This is a genomic window from Sphingomonas hengshuiensis (assembly GCF_000935025.1).
Taxonomy (GTDB): domain Bacteria; phylum Pseudomonadota; class Alphaproteobacteria; order Sphingomonadales; family Sphingomonadaceae; genus Sphingomonas; species Sphingomonas hengshuiensis.
Map to the genome: position 1 here is coordinate 3,139,590 of NZ_CP010836.1, position 16,844 is coordinate 3,156,433.

Here is a 16,844-nt window from a genome sequence, read left to right on the forward strand (position 1 = left end):
GTCTGCGGCGCGCAGGGAGCGTGTGGCCCCCTGCGCGCACCGTTCAGAACGTCTTCGACAATAGCAGCCGGAGCGTCGCGGCGGTCTCGCCCGATCCCCCGCGCGCGCCCATCTCTACGTCGAACGCCCACAGGCTCGGCAGTTCGAGCCGCGTCCCCAGGCTCAGCTGGAACTGCTCGCGCCGCCAGCCGCTGCTGTCGATCCGATAGGTCGCCACGCCGGGAATATCGGCATAGTCGAGCATCTGCGCATCGACATCGGCGAATTCGTGGCTCCATTCGGCGCGCAGGCGCGGGAGGACGATGCCAAAGTCGAAGGGCTGGCGATATTCGATCCGAGTCCCGAGCGTGCCCGTGACCGACCGGACCTTGCGCGCGTCGAACCGCAGATCATAGCGCCCGGCCCCTGCCTCGATATAGGCATCCAGGTCGGCGGCGAGATAGTCGCCCCGGCCATAGAGTGCGAAGCGCAGCGCGTCGCCGCCATGGTCGACCCCGAGCGACAGCGCCGCAAGCGTCATCGTGCCGTCGCGACTGCCGGTGGTTTTGGCGTTGACCCCTGCCACGTTGCGCCGCGTGGTGAAGCTCAGATCGCCTCGCCCCACCACCGCGTCGAGGAAGATGCCCTTGGCAGGCAAGATGCTGGCATAGCCCGCGAACAGGCTGCTCCTGCCCCGCACGCGCGCCGCACCGTTCCCGATCGAGCTTATGTCGTTGCCATAACCACCGCCCACCCCGACGATAACGCCCTCTGCAAGCTTGAGGTCGGCACCGCCGCTCAGCCCGGAGGTCGTGGCAGTGATCTTGGTCCGGTCGGTGTCGCGATCCCGCGTGCCGATCTCGATCGCGCCGCCGCTCCAGATTGCGACCGAACCGATCCGCCGCCCGGTATCGCCCGAGGCATCGGGATCGCCCGCGTCCTCGGCGGGAACACCGTCGGCGGCAGCCTCTGTAGCAGTGCGCGCGGTCGGCGCGCCTGTGGACGATGCCGCGATCCCCGCCGCGCCGCCGCGCGACCATGGATTGCGCGGCAGCTTGGCGGCGGCGCCCAGGCTCGGGTCCTCGCTCGACATCCGCATCCGCTCGGTGATCTGGAACGCCGAATCGTCCATGCCGGGCCGCTGCGGCGCATAACCACTGCCGTCGCGCGACATCAGGCTGACGCCCATTTGCGCCGCGCCCGCGCCGCCATTGGCGTGCAACTGCTCGGTACGCCGCAGGAAGTTCGTCACCTGGCTGCGCGCGAACCGCCGCGCCGTCTCGGCCTGCGAATCGATTACGCCGCGCAGATTGGGGTCGGTCGTAGGATCGGGCCGCGCTTGGACAGACACCGTCACGATCGCGGGCGCCGAGGTCCCATAGGCATTGCTCAGCGTATAGGCGATCACCACCGATCCGCTGAACCGGGCCTTGGGCGTGACGTCGAGGCGATAGGCTTGCGTTGCGCCCGAGCCGCTCGCGACCAGCACCGCGGTCGCGCCATCCGTCGGCGTCACGCTGACGATTGCCGCGGCGTTGAACGGACCGCCGGTCGCGCCTGCGGTCAGGTCGACCGACACGGTTTGTCCATCCCCGGTCGCCGCCGTCTTGGACAACGCCATCGGAACGGGGCCGAGCACCGTGATCGTAACCACCCCAGGCGCCGAAACACCGCCCGGCCCGACCGCGGCAAAGGCGAAACTGTCGGTCCCGACGAAACCCACTGCCGGACGGTACAAGGCGATCGTCGCCGTGGGTGCCGCCACCGCCAGCGCATCGCGGGCATTTGCGGTCTGCGCGCCGCTGGTAAGCGTCACGTCGCCATGTATGGGCTCGGTCACGATCTGGATCGCGCCATATTCGCCCGTGATCAACGGCGCCAGGTCGATCCGGATGCTGCCGGCCGAGGTCCCGACGGCGGCGCCGGTAACCGTGGCATTGGCCGAGGCCACCAAAGGCGGCGGTGGCAATGCGACGGTGACCGTGACGCTGGCCGGTGCCGAAGTCCCGCCCGGCCCGGTTGCGGTGTAGGTGAAGCTGTCGTCGCCGAAATAGCCCTTGCTCGGAACATAGGTCGCGACCCTGCCGGCGAGGCTGACGCTGCCATGCGCGGGAGCGCTTTTGATGGAAAGGCTGGTGACGACACCGGTGATCGCCCGCGTGAGGTCGATCGCAGTGCCCGGGCTGTCATAGGCAATCGCGACGTCGGAAAGGCTCGCGAGATCCGCAACCGGCGGCACCTCCACCGTGATGCCAACCGTTGCCGCGTCCGAAGTCCCACCGGGGCCGGTGGCGGTGTAGGTGAAGCTATCCGCGCCGAAATAGCCCGCGGTCGGTGTGTAGGTCGCGACATTGCCGGCGAAGCTCACGCTGCCATGCGCGGGCGCGGTGCCGACGGCGAGGCTGGTCGCGACCCCGGTGACCGAGGCACTCAGGTCGATCGTCGTGCCGCTGCTCTCATACGCGACGGTCACGCCCGACTTGTTTGCCGCCACGGGCGCACCGGGGGTGGCCACGGTGACGCTTACCGTAGCCGCCGCCGACGTCCCGCCGGGACCCGTCGCGGTGTAGGTGAAGCTGTCGGTGCCGTAATAGCCCGCAGTCGGCGTGTAGGTCGCGACATTGTCGGCGAAGCTGACACTACCATGCGTGGGCGCAGTCCCGATGCTCAAGCTGGTCGAGACGCCCGTGACCGAGGCGGTCAGGTCGATCGCCGTGCCGCTGCTCTCATACGCCACCGCAACGCCCGACTTGTTCGCCGCCACGGGAGCACCGGGGGGCGCCACGGTGACGCTGACCGTCGCCGCCGCCGACGTCCCGCCGGGACCCGTCGCCGTGTAGGTGAAGCTGTCGGTGCCGAAATAGCCCGCAGTCGGCGTGTAGGTCGCGACATTGCCGGTGAAGCTGACGCTACCATGCGCGGGCGCAGTGCCGACGCTGAGGCTGGTCGCGACCCCGGTGACCGAGGCACTCAGGTCGATCGGCGTGCCGCTGCTTTCATATGCGACGGTCACGCCAGACTTGTTGGCCGCGACCGGTGCGCCGGGGGTAGCCACGGTCAGGCTTACCGTCGCCACCGCCGACGTCCCGCCGGGACCCGTCGCGGTGTAAGTGAAGCTGTCGGTGCCGAAATAGCCCGCAGTCGGCGTGTAGGTCGCGACATTGCCGGTGAAGCTTACGCTACCATGCGCCGGCGCAGTCCCGACGCTGAGGCTGGTCGTAACCCCCGTGACCGAGGCCGTCAGGTCGATCGCCATGCCGCTGCTGTTATAGGGTACCGCCACGCCCGACTTGTTCGCGGCCACCGGCGCACCGGGGTTCGCCACGGTAACGCTGACCGTCGCCGCCGCCGACGTCCCGCCGGGACCGGTCGCAGTGTAGGTGAAGCTGTCGCTGCCGAAATAGCCCGCAGTCGGCATGTAGGTGGCGACATTGCCGGTGAAGCTTACGCTACCATGCGCGGGCGCAGTGCCGACGCTGAGGCTGGTCGTAACCCCCGTAACCGAGGCGCTCAGGTCGATTGCGGTGCCGCTGCTGTTGTAGGTTACCGCAACCCCCGACTTATCGGTCGCCACCGGTGCGCCGGGGGTAGCCACGGTGACGCTGACCGTCGCCGCAGGCGACGTCCCGCCTGGGCCGGTCGCGGTGTAGGTGAAGCTGTCGGTGCCGAAATAGCCCGCAGCCGGCGTGTAGGTGGCGACATTGCCGGTGAAGCTTACGCTACCATGCGCGGGCGCAGTCCCGATGCTCAGGCTGGTCGAGACGCCCGTGACCGAAGCCGTCAGGTCGATCGCTGTGCCGCTGCTCTCATAGGCAACGGTCACGCCCGACTTGCTCGCCGCAACCGGCGCGCCAGGGTTCGCCACGCTCAGGCTCACCGTCGCCGCCGCCGACGTCCCGCCGGGACCCGTCGCCGTGTAAGTGAAGCTGTCGGTGCCGAAATAGCCCGCAGTCGGCGTGTAGGTCGCGACATTGCCGGTGAAGCTCACGCTGCCATGCGCGGGCGCAGTCCCGACGCTGAGGCTGGTCGTAACCCCCGTGACCGAGGCGCTCAGGTCGATTGCCGTGCCGCTGCTGTTATAGAGTACCGCAACGCCCGACTTGTCCGCCGCCACCGGTGCGCCGGGGGTCGCCACGGTGACGCTCACCGTCGCCGCAGCCGAAGTGCCGCCGGGGCCGGTTGCGGTGTACGTGAAGCTGTCCGCGCCATAATAGCCCGCAGTCGGCGTGTAGGTCGCGACCGTGCCAGCAAAGCTCACGCTACCATGCGCCGGCGCAGTCCCGACGCTGAGGCTGGTCGTAACCCCCGTGACCGAGGCCGTCAGGTCGATCGCCGTGCCGCTGCTGTTATAGAGTACCGCAACGCCCGACTTGTCCGCCGCCACCGGTGCGCCGGGGGTCGCCACGGTGACGCTCACCGTCGCCGCAGCCGAAGTGCCGCCGGGGCCGGTTGCGGTGTACGTGAAGCTGTCCGCGCCATAATAGCCCGCAGTCGGCGTGTAGGTCGCGACCGTGCCAGCAAAGCTCACGCTACCATGCGCCGGCGCAGTCCCGACGGCGAGGCTGGTCGTAACCCCCGTGACCGAGGCCGTCAGGTCGATCGCCGTGCCGCTGCTGTTATAGAGTACCGCAACGCCCGACTTGTCCGCCGCCACGGGGGCACCGGGGGTCGCCACGGTGACGCTCACCGTCGCCGCAGCCGAAGTGCCGCCGGGGCCGGTTGCGGTGTAGGTGAAGCTGTCGGTGCCATAATAGCCCGCAGTCGGCGTGTAGGTCGCGACCGTGCCAGCAAAGCTCACGCTGCCATGCGCCGGCGCAGTCCCGATGCTCAGGCTGGTCGAGACGCCCGTGACCGAAGCCGTCAGGTCGATCGCTGTGCCGCTGCTCTCATAGGCAACGGTCACGCCGGACCTGTTCGCCGCCACCGGTGCGCTGGGGTTCGCCACGGTCAGGCTCACCGTCGCCGAGGCCGACGTCCCGCCGGGACCCGTCACGGTGTACGTGAAGCTGTCGGTGCCGAAATAGCCTGCGGTCGGCGTGTACGTCGCGACATTGCCAGCAAAGCTCACGCTGCCATGCGCCGGCGCGGTGCCGACGCTCAGGCTGGTGGTAACCCCCGTGACCGAGGCGCTCAGGTCGATCGCCGTGCCGCTGCTCTCATACGCCACCGCAACGCCCGACTTGTTCGCCGCCACGGGAGCACCGGGGGTAGCCACGGTGACGCTTACCGTAGCCGCCGCCGACGTCCCGCCGGGACCCGTCGCCGTGTACGTGAAGCTGTCGGTGCCGAAATAGCCCGCGGTCGGCGTGTACGTCGCGACATTCCCTGTGAAGCTTACGCTGCCATGCCCCGGCGCGGTGCCGATGCTGAGGCTGGTCGTAACCCCCGTTACCGAGGCGCTCAGATCGATTGCGGTGCCGCTGCTGTTGTAGGTTACCGCAACCCCCGACTTATCGGTCGCCACCGGTGCGCCGGGGGTAGCCACGTTGACGCTGACCGTCGCCGCAGCCGAAGTGCCGCCGGGGCCGGTTGCGGTGTACGTGAAGCTGTCCGCGCCATAATAGCCCGCAGTCGGCGTGTAGGTCGCGACCGTGCCAGCAAAGCTCACGCTACCATGCGCCGGCGCAGTCCCGATGGCGAGGCTGGTCGTAACCCCCGTGACCGATGCCGCCAGTTCGATCGGCGTGCCGCTGCTTTCATAGGCCACCGTCACGCCGGTCTTGTCGGCCGCGATGGGCGCGGCGACATAGGTGAATTGATCCGATCCCGACGTCGCGCTGGTCTGGCCGCCGACCGTAACGGTGACATCGACGACACCCGCCGCTCCCACAGGGGTAGTGACGGTCAGCTGAGTCGCCGTCGCGCCGGTCACCGTCGCGGTCGCGGCGCCGAACCGGACGGTGTTGCTGGCCGCCGTCGTGCTGAAGCCCGCGCCCGAAACGCGCACAATCGTGCCCCCGGCCGCAGGACCGCTGACGACGTCGAGGCCCGTCACCGTCGGCGCCACAGCGAGGCTGCCGCTTGAGGTCGCGGCAGTCGTCGGCAAGCCGCTCGGCGTGAAGGACCCAAGGGAGAAGGCGCCGCTTCCTGCGCTCGTGCCCTGCAAATGGACGATAACGGTACAGCTGCCCGCCGGAACGCTGACGTTATCCAGATCGATCACCCCGGCACTCGGCACCGAAGCCCCGCTATTCGAGCAGGTTCCAGTGAAGAAAGGCGAGACGAGGCCAAGGATCGTGTTCGGAAAGGTGATCCGCGGGGTGAACTGCGCGCTGGTGCTCGCATTGGGATTGCCGAACGTCACTGTCAGCTGCCCGGTGGCGCCCGCCGCAAGCTGCGACGCGCTGAAGCTCAGGCTCGACGTCAGCGCCTGCGCCGCCACCGACACCGCAAAACTCTGCGGGCTTTGCGGCGCCGCGTTCCAGTGCGCATTGCCCGCCTGGTCGGCATTGACGGTGCAGGTCCCGGCGCCGGTGAAGCTCACCACCCCGGCCGAAATCGTGCAGACTCCCGCGCTCGACGCATCGACCGTGAAGCTCACGGACAGCCCGGATGTCGCGGTCGCGGCCGGCGTATAGGTCGTCCCGCCGACGACCGCAGTCGCAGGGGCGGTGGAGGTGTACGCAATCGTCTGCGCGCCCGTCGCGATGGTGAGCGCATAGGCGCGGCTGCCCGTGAACGCCGCATTGTCGGTGGCGGTCACGGTGAAGGCGAACGTCCCCTGCGCCGTCGGCGTGCCGGTCAGGGCCCCGCCGGCGCCCAGGCTCAACCCGGCAGGCAGCGTGCCAGCGGTGACGCCGAAGCTATAGGGCGCGATGCCGCCGCTCGCGCTCAGCATTGCCGAATAGGCCGTGCCTACCGTGCCCGCGGCCAGCGTGGTCGGCGTGACGGCGATCGTAGGTGCAGCGACGTTCAGCGTGTAGCTGCGGCTGCCGCTGAACGGCGCGCCCGTGCCCGTGGCGCCGCTGTCGCTCGCCGTCACCTGTACCGAGAAGGTGCCCGATACGGTCGGCGTTCCCGAAAGCAGCCCCGCAGACGACAGCGAGAGTCCTGCCGGCAGCGCGCCGGTGGCCGAGTAGCTATACGAACCGGTGCCGCCGCCGGCAGTAAAGGTCTGCGAGAAAGGCGTGCCCGCGGTCGCATCGAGGGCGCCCGAAGCGGGACTCACGCTGATGGTCGGCGCGGCAATCGTCAGCGTGTAGCCACTGACCAGGGAATAGGGCGAGCCCGACCCCGTCGTGCTGTCGGTCGTCCGGATCGAGAAGCTGAACGAACCCACCTCGGTCGGCGTGCCGGCCAGTTCGCCGGTCGCCGCCAGCGTGAGCCCGGCAGGCAGCGTACTCCCCGCTGCCAGGGCATAATTATAGGGCGCGGTGCCGTCGCTCGCCGCAAAGCTGGCCGCATAGGGCGTGCCGGCCACGCCCGCGCTCAACGAACCGGGCGTCAGCGACAGTGTCGGCGCGGCCACGACGAGGGTGTAGCTGCGGGTTCCGGAAAAGGGTGCTCCGGCCCCGGTCGAGCTATCGGTCGCCGTCACGGAGAAGGTGAAGTTCCCCGCCCCGCTCGGCGTCCCGGACAGCGTGCCCGTGGACGTCAGCGTCATTCCGGGAGGCAATGTGCCGGCGCTATGGGCATAGCTGTATCCCGGCGTCCCGCCAGCCGTGCTGAACACCTGCGAGAACGGCGCGCCTGCCGTCGCACCCGCCAGCGTCACCGGCGACAGGACGAGCGTGGGGGCGTCGACGGTCAGCAAGAATGTCCTGGCCGAGCTCTGGTTTGCCGTGTCGCTCACGGTGACGGTGAACGTGGTCGCCGTGAGCGCCGCGCTGGGCGTCCCCGAGAGCAGGCCGGTCGTCGGCGAAAAGCTCAGCCCCGGGGGAAGCGTGCCGCCGGTCAGCGTGTAGGTGAGCGCCCCGCTGCCGCCCGCCGCGGTGACGGGGGTGCTCGAGAACGCCGTGCCGACCGGGCCGGAGACCCCGGAAATCGCCTGAGTCGTGGTCAGCGCGGGCGCTGCCGTGAAATTGCGAGTCGCCGAGGCCGGCGATACATTGCCCGCCGCATCCGCGGCGGTCGCGCGGACCGTGTGGGGCCCCGCTGAAAGCGCGCTGCCCGGCGTGAAGCTCCAGCTGCCGGCGCCGCTCGCGGTCGTGCTGCCCAACGCGCTGCCGTCGACGATCACGCTCACCGCGGCATTTGCTTCCGCGCTGCCGGTGAATGTCGGCGTCAGCGCCGTCGTGGCGCCCTCGGTCGGCGCGCTGATCGCCGGCGACGCAGGGGCTATCGTGTCGACAGTGAAGCCGTTGGTGCTGGAACTGGCACCGACCACGCCCGAATTGGTTGCGGTCGCGCGAACCGTATGTGCGCCTTCCGAAAGCGCCGAGGCGACGGCAAAACTCCACGCCCCGGCACCCGAGGACGTCGTCGTCCCGAGACTGGACCCGTCCACATAAACGGTGATCGTGCGCGACGCCTCTGCCGTCCCGGTGATGGTCGGCGTCGCAGTTGCGACCACGGCGCCGTTACTCGGTGCCGACACCACGGGCGCCGCCGGTGGCACGATATAGCTGAACTGATCCGAGGCGCTCGTCGCGCTCGTCCCGCCCGCGGTGGTGACGCGCACATCTACCGTGCTGCTGCCCGCAGGCGCGGTTGCGCTGATCGACGTCGCGCTGTTGACCGTGAAGCCGGTCGCCGCGGTCCCCCCGAAGCTGACCGCCGTCGCGCCGCTGAACCCCGTGCCCGTCAGCGTGACCGTGGTGCCGCCGGTGCTCGGGCCGGAGGTCGGTGAAATCCCCGTGACGGAGGGCGCCGCAACGTAGGTGAACTGGTCCGAGGCGCTTGTCGCGCTGGTCCCGCCCGCGGTCGTGACCCGGATATCTATCGTGCCGCTGCCCGAAGGCGCCGTCGCGGTGATCTGCGTCGCGCTGTTCACCGTGAAGCCCGTCGCCGCGGTCCCCCCGAAGCTGACCGCAGTCGCGCCGCTGAACCCCGTGCCCGTCAGCGTGACCGTAGTGCCGCCGGTACTCGGGCCGGAAGTCGGCGAAATCGCCGTGACGGTGGGCGCCGCGACATAAGTGAACTGGTCCGAGGCGCTCGTCGCGCTCGTCCCGCCCGCGGTGGTGACGCGCACATCTACCGTGCCGGTGCCCGACGGCGCGGTTGCGGTGATCTGCGTCGCGCTGTTCACCGTGAAGCCGGTCGCGGCGGTCCCCCCGAAGGTGACCGCAGTCGCGCCGCTGAACCCCGTGCCCGTCAGCGTGACCGTGGTGCCGCCGGTACTCGGGCCGGAGGTCGGCGAAATCGCCGTGACGGTGGGCGCCGCGACATAAGTGAACTGATCCGAGGCGCTCGTCGCGCTCGTCCCGCCCGCGGTGGTGACTCGAATATCTACCGTGCCGCTGCCCGAAGGCGCGGTTGCGGTGATCGACGTCGCGCTGTTCACCGTGAAGCCCGTCGCCGCGGTCCCCCCGAAGCTGACCGCAGTCGCGCCGGTGAATCCCGTGCCCGTCAGCGTGACCGTGGTGCCGCCGGTGCTCGGGCCGGAGGTCGGTGAAATCCCCGTGACGGTGGGAGCCGCGACATAGGTGAACTGATCCGACGCGCTCGTCGCGCTCGTCCCGCCTGCGGTGGTGACTCGAATATCTACCGTGCCGCTGCCCGAAGGCGCGGTCGCGGTGATCTGCGTCGCGCTGTTCACCGTGAAGCCCGTCGCCGCGGTCCCCCCGAAGCTGACCGCAGTCGCGCCGCTGAACCCCGTGCCCGTCAGCGTGACCGTGGTGCCGCCAGTACTTGGGCCGGAGGTCGGCGAAATCGCCGTGACGGTGGGCGCCGCAACGTAGGTGAACTGGTCCGAGGCGCTCGTCGCGCTCGTCCCGCCCGCGGTGGTGACTCGGATATCTACCGTGCCGCTACCCGATGGCGCGGTTGCGGTGATCTGCGTCGCGCTGTTCACCGTGAAGCCGGTCGCCGCGGTCCCCCCGAAGGTGACCGCCGTCGCGCCGCTGAACCCCGTGCCCGTCAGCGTGACCGTGGTGCCGCCAGTACTTGGGCCGGAGGTCGGCGAAATCGCCGTGACGGTGGGCGCCGCAACGTAGGTGAACTGGTCCGAGGCGCTCGTCGCGCTCGTCCCGCCCGCGGTGGTGACTCGGATATCTACCGTGCCGCTACCCGATGGCGCGGTTGCGGTGATCTGCGTCGCGCTGTTCACCGTGAAGCCGGTCGCCGCGGTCCCCCCGAAGGTGACCGCCGTCGCGCCGCTGAACCCCGTGCCCGTCAGCGTGACCGTGGTGCCGCCAGTACTTGGGCCGGAGGTCGGCGAAATCGCCGTGACGGTGGGCGCCGCGACATAGGTGAACTGGTCCGAGGCGCTCGTCGCGCTCGTCCCGCCTGCGGTGGTGACGCGCAAATCTACCGTGCCGCTGCCCGAAGGCGCGGTCGCGGTGATCTGCGTCGCGCTGTTCACCGCGAAGCCCGTCGCCGCGGTCCCCCCGAAGCTGACCGCAGTCGCGCCGCTGAACCCCGTGCCCGTCAGCGTGACCGTGGTGCCGCCGGTGCTCGGGCCGGAGCTCGGTGAAATCGCCGTGACGGAGGGCGCCGCAACGTAGGTGAACTGGTCCGAGGCGCTCGTCGCGCTTGTCCCGCCTACGGTGGTGACGCGCACATCCACCGTGCCGCTGCCCGAAGGCGCGGTCGCGGTGATCTGCGTCGCGCTGTTGACTGTGAAGCCGGTCGCCGCGGTTCCCCCGAACGTAACCGCAGTCGCGCCGCTGAACCCCGTGCCCGTCAGCGTGACCGTGGTGCCGCCGGTGCTCGGGCCGGAGCTCGGTGAAATCGCCGTGACGGAGGGCGCCGCAACGTAGGTGAACTGGTCCGAGGCGCTCGTCGCGCTTGTCCCGCCTACGGTGGTGACGCGCACATCCACCGTGCCGCTGCCCGAAGGCGCGGTCGCGGTGATCTGCGTCGCGCTGTTGACTGTGAAGCCGGTCGCCGCGGTTCCCCCGAACGTAACCGCAGTCGCGCCGCTGAACCCCGTGCCCGTCAGCGTGACACTAGTGCCGCCGGTACTCGGGCCGGAGGTCGGCGAAATCGCCGTGACGGTGGGCGCCGCGACATAAGTGAACTGGTCCGAGGCGCTCGTTGCGCTCGTTCCGCCGGCCGTCGTCACCCGCACATCCACCGTGCCGCTGCCCGCAGGCGCGGTTGCGGTGATCGAGGTCGCGCTGTTGACCGTGAACCCGCTGGCCGCCGTCGAGCCGAAGGTCACCGCAGTCGTGCCGGTGAAATCCGTCCCGGTGATCGTTACGCTGGTGCCGCCGCTCGCGGGACCCGAGCTCGGCGAGATCGAGGTTACGGCGGGCGCCGCTGGCGTGGCAGATACCACCGTTATCCTTATGTCGTAATATCCGCGCGGGACTGAAAAGCTTTTCCCGTCCGCCAGAAATTCGGTGGTCACGCCAGATGCGATCCGATCGGTGCCCGTAAAGCCCGATGGAGGCGTGTAGATCAGTCCGGTGGAGGTCGTCTGGACGGAGCCGCCCTGCTGAGTCGCTACCGCATTACCGTTCAAGATCTGGTTGCCGCCATTGGTCAGCACAAAACTGGCGCCCGCCCCGCCACCTGAGAATTTGCAGATCGACGTCTGATGATAGCCGGTATGCTTGGTGAGAATGACGTTGTTGCTGGAACCCGCGACCACGCGAAGCGACGTCAGCGTCCCGCTCCCGTTGGTGGTGTCGCTTCCAACGGTGGTGACGCTGTCGCTGGCGCCATAGGTCAAGGTACAAGTCGCGCTTGCGGCCGCGAGGGCATTGGGTGCGGCGAGGACAGCCAGGATCGCGAGCATCGCCGCAGCGATCCGCGAAACGCACCGCTTGCGATCGAACGGGCAGCCCAGGTTCAGAGCGCGCATGGCGCCACCGACTCGATTTAGCACTGAAATCCCCCCCGCCCCAACCGGGCGCCCCCGTATTCGGTGCCTGGAACCCGCCATCCCCTCGCGCGCCCGGCACCTTTGACACCAAAGAACACGACAGAATCGCGTTCCCTTCCGGCCCTATCCCTTCACTTACAGAGAGACTCTCATAATAATCAACAAATATGATTTACGCCGCATCAACGTTGATTGGCACGGAAAAACAGGCACTTAAGTACCTTTCACTTCAAAATGGAACCCTCTCATCTTGACTATTGGAACAGTACGGCACAGAAAACGAGTCGCAGCGGCACCTTCGCTGCCAGTTGTTCATCACACTATAAGCCTAGGAATCGACATCCACATTGAGGGAGTCGGAGGGCAAATTACGTGTGCTCGAAGAGTGCGCGATATTGGGAGGGGGATGCCGCTTTGTCGGATTTTTTCATCGGTCAGGTCATGATGACCGGCTTCGGCTTTGCGCAGAAGTATTTTGCGCAGTGCAATGGTCAGCTCCTGGGAATCGCGCAGAACAACGCCCTATTCTCTCTGCTGGGCACGAATTATGGCGGCAACGGTACGACCACCTTCGCACTGCCGGACCTGCGCAGCCGTACGCCCGCGGGCGGCGGATTTGAGTCCAGCGATACGAACTGGCAGCCACCCCAATATATGCTGGGCGAAGCGATGGGCACGGAGACCGTGACGCTGCTTTCCATGAACCTGCCGATGCACACGCATGGGCTGGCGGCACAGAACAGTCCTGCGGTCGAGGGCTTTCCGAACAACCAATATGGTTTTGCCGAGGTCGCGCCCGCCGGCGCCAAGCTGTACGGATCCACGCCCCTGACCGTGCTGGCGCCGCAGACGGTAGGCGCCACCGGCGGATCGCAGGCGCATCCCAACCTTCAGCCGTATCAGGCGATCAATTTCAACATCGCATTGTCGGGCATCTATCCGTCGCACAACTGACAGGGGCGCGACCGCCGGGGCGATTGGCCGGCACGTCCAGAGGAGAGCAAAGTGGATCCTTATATCGGCGAAATACGCCTGTATCCCTATGTGCGCGGCGCGCCCAGCGGATGGCAGTTATGCGACGGTTCGCTACTGGCGATCTCGGAATATGATGCGCTGTATACGCTGCTCGGCACCACCTATGGCGGCAATGGTTCGGAGACGTTTGCGGTGCCGGACCTGCGCGGCGCGGTGCCCATCCACCAGGGCACCGGACCCGGGCTGTCACACTATGTGCTGGGGCAGAAGGCCGGTACGGAAGAGGTCACGCTGACCACGCAGCAAATGCCCGCGCATAACCATATGGTCGTCGCCAACAATCAGCCGGCAACATTGGAATCCCCTTCGGGAGCACTTCTCGCCGGCGGCATCGTCAACGACCCGTTCTACACGACGAACGTGGCACAATCGACGCCGCAGCCGCTGTCGAGCAATGCGATCCAGCATAGCGGCGGCAGCGGAGCGCATCCGAATTGCGCGCCTACGCTCGCGCTGAACTACTGCATCGCGCTGTTCGGGATATATCCGATCCAAAGCTAGCACCACCCAGCCGGCGCTGATCGAAAGCGCTTGCGCCAGGAGCAACGACATGACGCAGCCCTATCTCGGCCAGATTGAAATCTATGGCTTCAACTTCCCGCCCAACGGCTGGGCGTTCGCCGCGGGCCAGACGCTCCCGCTGGCCCAGAACACGGCGCTGTTCTCGCTGATCGGCGTGACGTTCGGCGGAAACGGAACGACCAGTTTCCTGTTGCCCAATCTGGCGTCGCGCATGGCGTGCGGCACCGGCCAGGGTCCCGGATTGAGCGATCGCCCGCTGGGCGTCACCTTTGGCACGGAGCAGGTCACGCTCAGCATGAACGAAATGCCGTCGCACCAGCATGCGCTGAATGCCTGCCTGCCCGCCGGACCGACCGATGTCAGCGCGACTCCATCCCCGAACACGGCACCGGGGATCTCGTCGACGGGCGAATCGGCGATGTACGCACCCTTGGGCGGTGAGGACATGACGATGATGAATCCGATGGCGATCCAGCCCACAGGCGGCAGCCTCCCGCACAACAACGTCCAGCCGTTTCTCGGGCTCAATTATTCGATCGCGCTGGCCGGCATTTTCCCGCAGTTCGATTGAACGCGCAGGCACCGCTGGCGCGCTTTCCGGCGCGGGCGGCAGTGCCGCCATCCCTGGGGGAAGCCTTGTGCGCCCTCGGGATCGCCCTGCGGCCTGCCGCGCGGGGCGATATGCCGTTCCTGCGCGACCTGTTCGGCGGCTTTCGCGCGCTCGAAATGGCATTGGTGCCGTGGTCGGCGGAACAGAAGCGTGCGCTCCTCGACGATCAGTTCCGACTGCAACACACGCATTTCCTGCGCTATTTCCCCAGGACCGATTTCTGGATCGTAACCCAGGGAAACGCGGCGCCCGCGCCCGCGCCGATCGGTCGGCTGTATCTCGATCGCTCCTCGCCCGAATGGCGGATCATCGACATCGGCCTGATGCCCCCTGCCCGCGCCGCCGGGGTGGGCAGCGCCCTGATCGAATGGGTTCAGCGATCCGCCCGCGAGGCCGGTGCGGCGGAAATCGCGCTCGACGTGGCGCACAGCAATCCGCTTGCGCGACGGCTGTACCTGCGGCTCGGCTTCGTCGAGGACGGCGTCGCTACGGCCACGCATCAGCCGATGCGTTGGCGCGTGCCGATCAGTTGAACACCGCCTGATAGACGATGTCCGCCCCCTCGCGCGCGACGGGCACGAGGAACATGTCGAGCTCGCCGAGCGTGGGATTTTTGACGCGATACGTCTTCTGCGGAAGAATCACGGGCGACCGGCTACGAAACAACAGCGAAAAGGGGTCGCGGCGCTGCCCTATAAACTTATATGATTGCAGCGGCTTGACTTCGATCAGCGTCGCCGTGACCGCCGATGCCCCCATATCGATCTCGAACTCCTGGTTCGCAGCCGACGCAAAGCTGTGAATCGTGCGTATTTCCACTTTGCTCTCCCCCTCCGGCAACTTAGCCGGATGGGCGCGACTGTCGAGGGTCTGCTGACGGAAAACGATCCGGATCCGGGACCGTCGCGCTATTCGACGGTGACCGACTTGGCGAGGTTGCGCGGCTGATCAACGTCGGTGCCCTTGGCGACCGCGACGTGATAGGCGAGCAGCTGGACCGGCACCGCATAGACCAGAGGCGCGATCAGCGGGTGGACCTTGGGCATGGTGATCGTCGCGATGCACCCCTCGCCCGCCGCCTGGACGCCGTCATAGTCGCTGATCAGCACGACCTTGCCGCCGCGCGCCTGGACTTCCTGCATGTTCGACACGGTCTTGTCGAACAGCGGGCCTGAGGGCGCGATCACGATCACGGGGACATTGTCGTCGATCAGCGCGATCGGGCCGTGCTTCATCTCGCCCGCGGCATAGCCCTCGGCATGGATATAGCTGATCTCCTTGAGCTTCAGCGCGCCTTCCAGTGCCAGCGGGTAATCGGTGCCGCGCCCCAGGTACAGCACGTCGCGCGCGCTCGCGATGGTGTGCGCCATTGCCTGGATCGTCTCGTCATAGGCCAGCGCGCCGTTGAGCGCGGCGGGCGCCTCGGCCAGATGCTTGACGATCATCCGCTCCTCGGCGGGGTTCAGCTTGCCCTTGGCGCGCGCCAGATTGGCGGCGAGCGCGGCGAGCACCGCGAGCTGGCAGGTAAAGGCCTTGGTCGATGCGACGCCGATCTCCGGCCCGGCATGGGTGGGCAGCAACAGGTCCGCCTCGCGCGCCATCGAGCTGGTGGGGACGTTGACCACCACCGCGATCGTCTGTCCCTCGGCGCGGGCGTGGCGCAGTGCGGCGAGCGTGTCCGCGGTCTCGCCCGACTGGCTGATGAACAGCGCGAGCCCGCCCTCCTCCATCACCGGCTGGCGATAGCGGAATTCGGACGCGACATCGAGGTCGACGGGGACGCGCGCGAATTGCTCGAACCAGTATTTGGCGACCATCCCGGCGTAAAAGCTGGTGCCGCACGCGACGATCGTGACGCGTTTGATCGTCGAGAGGTCGAATTCCGGAATCGGCAGCGTGACGCGCTCTTCCATCCGCTGGAGGTACGCGCGCAGCGTCTGGGCGACGACGATCGGCTGCTCATAGATTTCCTTGAGCATGTAATGGCGGTGATTGCCCTTCGAGATCAGCTCGCCGGTGACGCCGGAGATCGTGATCGGGCGCTCGACCGGCTGGTTCTCGCGATCATAGATCTGCGCGCCCTCGGCGGTGATGACGACCCAGTCGCCTTCCTCCAGATAGGCGATCCGCTGCGTCAGCGGTGCCAGCGCCAGCGCGTCGGAGCCGAGATAGGTCTCGCCCTCGCCATAGCCCACCACCAGCGGCGACCCCAGCCGCGCGCCGATCAGCAAGTCGGGATGCTGGCGGAACAGGATCGCCAGCGCGAACGCGCCGTGGAGCTGCGGCAGCACTTCGGCGACAGCGTCCGCGGGGGCCATCCCCGCCTCGACGCGCTCGCTCACCAGATGCGCGACGACTTCGGTGTCGGTCTCGCTCTCGAACACCCGCCCGCGCGCGATCAACGCCTCGCGCAGCGGCTTGAAATTCTCGATGATGCCATTGTGGACCAACGCGACTTCGCCGGTGGCATGCGGATGCGCGTTGTTGGTCGTCGGGCCGCCATGCGTCGCCCAGCGGGTGTGCGCGATGCCGGTGGTGCCGGGGAGCGGGTTGGCCGCCAGTTCCTTGCCCAGGTTGACGAGCTTGCCCGACGCGCGCCGCCGCTCGATCCGCCCGTCGAAATCGGTGGCGATCCCGGCGGAATCATAGCCGCGATATTCGAGCCGCTTCAGCCCGTCATACAGCCGCTCCGCGACGTCTTCCTTGCCGACGATTCCGACGATTCCGCACATGCTTCAATCTCCCGCAGCCCCGCCCTAATCGAGACGC

At 67.9% G+C, this 16,844-nt stretch carries 7 protein-coding genes; 4 read left to right on the forward strand and 3 right to left on the reverse strand.

Features of this window, described 5'->3' with window-relative positions; all coding sequences use genetic code 11:
• Positions 1–43: 43 nt before the first annotated feature.
• Positions 44–11,887 carry an IPT/TIG domain-containing protein gene (locus TS85_RS13835; protein WP_044332907.1) on the reverse strand — a complete coding sequence of 3,948 codons (11,844 nt, stop codon included), beginning with the start codon at positions 11,885–11,887 and terminating at the stop codon, positions 44–46.
• 435 nt (positions 11,888–12,322) lie between these two features.
• On the opposite strand from TS85_RS13835, the gene TS85_RS13840 reads away from it, so the two are divergent.
• The 4 genes from TS85_RS13840 to TS85_RS13855 all read left to right on the forward strand — a co-directional run bounded on the left by TS85_RS13840 (position 12,323) and on the right by TS85_RS13855 (position 14,608).
• Positions 12,323–12,862: a phage tail protein gene (locus tag TS85_RS13840; RefSeq protein WP_044332908.1), complete on the forward strand. Its 540-nt coding sequence runs from the start codon at positions 12,323–12,325 to the stop codon at positions 12,860–12,862.
• A 51-nt stretch (positions 12,863–12,913) separates the two neighbouring features.
• On the forward strand, positions 12,914–13,444 hold the full coding sequence (locus tag TS85_RS13845; RefSeq protein ID WP_044332910.1) for a phage tail protein: 531 nt from the start codon (positions 12,914–12,916) through the stop codon (positions 13,442–13,444).
• Positions 13,445–13,493: 49 nt separating this feature from the next.
• On the forward strand, positions 13,494–14,036 hold the full coding sequence (locus TS85_RS13850) for a phage tail protein (RefSeq protein ID WP_044332913.1): 543 nt from the start codon (positions 13,494–13,496) through the stop codon (positions 14,034–14,036).
• 110 nt (positions 14,037–14,146) lie between these two features.
• Positions 14,147–14,608 (forward strand): GNAT family N-acetyltransferase, encoded by a 462-nt coding sequence (locus TS85_RS13855; RefSeq protein WP_077228847.1) that lies wholly within the window; start codon positions 14,147–14,149, stop codon positions 14,606–14,608.
• Here the strand turns inward: TS85_RS13855 and TS85_RS13860 are convergent.
• Positions 14,601–14,894: a DUF6916 family protein gene (locus TS85_RS13860; RefSeq protein WP_044332916.1), complete on the reverse strand. Its 294-nt coding sequence runs from the start codon at positions 14,892–14,894 to the stop codon at positions 14,601–14,603. The genes TS85_RS13855 and TS85_RS13860 overlap by 8 nt on opposite strands.
• Before the next feature lie 89 nt (positions 14,895–14,983).
• Positions 14,984–16,807, reverse strand: coding sequence for a glutamine--fructose-6-phosphate transaminase (isomerizing) (glmS, locus tag TS85_RS13865; RefSeq protein ID WP_044332918.1), 1,824 nt, complete (start codon positions 16,805–16,807; stop codon positions 14,984–14,986).
• Positions 16,808–16,844 lie beyond the last annotated feature (37 nt).